Source organism: Microcoleus sp. S13_C5 (assembly GCF_036700845.1).
Taxonomy (GTDB): Bacteria; Cyanobacteriota; Cyanobacteriia; order Cyanobacteriales; family Microcoleaceae; genus Microcoleus.
On the sequence record NZ_JAUBPR010000250.1, the window covers coordinates 1 to 2,385 of the forward strand.

The window sequence follows — 2,385 nt, forward strand, 5'->3', positions numbered from 1 at the left end:
AGCAGACTGGGGAACGGTTACTCGTCTGAGTATTGATGAAGTTAGTAAATGCAAAGGGCATCAAGATTTTGTCACCGCTGTTGCCGACATTGACCGTGGAAAATTGGTTGAGGTGATTGATAGTCATAAACAGGAGGACATCATTAAAGTGCTTCAGCAGCAGCCCCCGAGGCTGCGTGAACAAGTCGAGGAAGTGAGTGTTGATATGTGGGGAGGCTTTCCGAAAGTAATTCAAGAAGTGTTTCCCAATGCGCGGATGGTATTTGACCGATTTCATGTCATGAAACCAGTCAATGAAGAATTAAATAAACTGCGTAAGGAAACCAAAATGACTCTCAAAGGTAGTAAATTAATTCTTCTCAAGAACGGGGTTGATTTAACCCAGGAGCAGAAAGTCAAATTAGCAGACATTTTAAAGCATTCAAAACGCTTGAAACTTGCTTATGAATTAAAAGAAGAGTTCAGAGATATTTTTGAACGCTCTCAGACGGTCGAAGCTGGACAAGAGCAACTCCTCGCATGGCTAAAAAAAGCCCATTCGGTTTACTGTGATGTCCTCACAACGATTCGTAATCATCTGGATGGAATCTGCAACTATTTTTTGAACCGAACCACGAGTGGCGTGATGGAAGGAATTAACAATCGAATCAAGTTGATTAAGCGGCAAGCCTATGGCTTTGTCAACTTTGATAACTTTCGGGCGAGGCTATTAGCTTGCTTTTCTAATTAGTTTTGCTTATCACCTTGACTCCAGAAGAGCCGGTGGGTCATTGAACGGTCAAATGCTTGGATGGAAAGATGTAAAATTTTGGTGAAGAACTTTGAGAGAAGTTTGACAGCGGCGACTGCCAAGCTCAACCTTTGTTTTCTTAGGCTGATGATTAGAAGGCTTGCACCCTCTTCTTAGATGTCAATTGGGTTCTATAAGTAAGTCGGCGCGAAAAAACGCAACTATGTAAAGGATGGTAAAGTATCCAAATGCTCTCTACTGGCTGAGTTAAAGCTGTTTACATACTGTTACATTATTCGGTTTAATCCCGCCTACCTACTTACGCTAAAATCATCGGAACTCAACACACCAGCAAATTCATGCCCCAGCATCGTCTCTAATTCGGCTCTACTCCGAGTATCCGCAGCATGAAACAGGCAAAAATCTTGACCCGTAGCTGTCCATAACCATTCTTTGACTCCCTTGACACACCAAGGGGTTTCATCGACATGGAGGTTTGCTTGTAATGGTGCCCATTTCCATAGCTCTTCAACGGCAGACTTTACAGCATCGGCTACCCGCGCATTTGTCGCTTGTAATGTCCCTATTCCTATTTCGATTCCACCTAGTTCGCGCAGGAACTCTTGTTGCTTGGAGTAGGATATGTGCCCATAATTACCTAGCCATACCAATAATGCTTGTAGGTCGATACTTAAGTCTTTTCCTGGAACTATCCCGGATGCTGGTGAACCCGTCACCATTGCTCCACATTCTAGGCATTGACATTTAACTCGTTGATATTCCACCACTTCAATTGGTAAGGCTACTAAACACGCTACTTGCTGCTTGCTATAACCAATCGCATCACTTAATTCTCTGCTAAGCTGCTACGCAGCTAAACCGGATAAAATAGCATTGCCTTTATTTTTGATTTTTCGATCCCATTTAATAACCATTTCTCCTTCATTTAATAATCTATGTAGTAATTCTGACAATTCTTCTACTGACTTAAACAGTCGATGTGCTATATATTCTTTCGCTGAATGCCAGACCAATTCAATCAAATTATAATCGGGGCTGTAAGGTGGCAAAAATTCTAAAATAATATGAGGCATTTCGGCTGATATTTGGCTCAGAATATCTTTCTTTTTATGAAAACTAGCATTGTCTAAAACAATTACAATCTTCATTCCAGATTCGGCAAATTTTTCAGCTTGATTACCCAGTTCTCTCCATTCAGGGTAAGCTCATCTAATTTGGTATAAATTGTACTTGACAAAAAGACAACTAGAGAAAATGTGGCATTACATATTAGCAATTCTATAATGCCTTAAAAGCTAAGTCATCAAACCGTAAAACTCAATGAATCAAGGATTCGCGCCAGTTTTCGCAACACCTAAATCAAAGCAACCAAAAAACCCGCCCCAACCTATTTCCCTGCAAAAGTTACAAGGGAGCTTGTCAAGTTATTTTGACGACGTACCCGACCCAAGAGTTAACCGAACCAAACGCCACTTACTTAAAGACATTCTCGTCATTGCTATATTATCTACCATAGCTGGAGGTGATGGATGGGAAGACATGGAAAATTATGGAATTAGTAAGCAGCAATGGTTGCAAAAATTTTTAGACTTACCCAATGGCATCCCGAGCGATGATACTTTCCGACGAGTTTT

The 2,385-nt window shown here is 41.0% G+C and carries 3 protein-coding genes and 1 pseudogene; 2 read left to right on the forward strand and 2 right to left on the reverse strand.

Going from position 1 to position 2,385, the window contains the following annotated elements:
- A partial coding sequence (locus tag QUA04_RS29280; protein WP_333264198.1) for an ISL3 family transposase occupies window positions 1-730 on the forward strand: 730 nt, incomplete at its 5' end.
- A gap of 311 nt (window positions 731-1,041) precedes the next feature.
- Here the strand turns inward: QUA04_RS29280 and QUA04_RS29285 are convergent.
- Window positions 1,042-1,470, reverse strand: a complete 429-nt coding sequence (locus tag QUA04_RS29285) for an IS66 family transposase (protein ID WP_445242396.1) — start codon at window positions 1,468-1,470, stop codon at window positions 1,042-1,044.
- A 126-nt stretch (window positions 1,471-1,596) separates the two neighbouring features.
- Window positions 1,597-1,947: pseudogene (locus QUA04_RS29290) on the reverse strand (transposase); the annotation flags it as partial.
- 124 nt (window positions 1,948-2,071) lie between these two features.
- Here QUA04_RS29290 and QUA04_RS29295 point away from each other — a divergent pair.
- Window positions 2,072-2,385, forward strand: a 314-nt coding sequence (locus QUA04_RS29295; protein ID WP_333264201.1) for a transposase family protein, incomplete at its 3' end; no start/stop codon positions are given.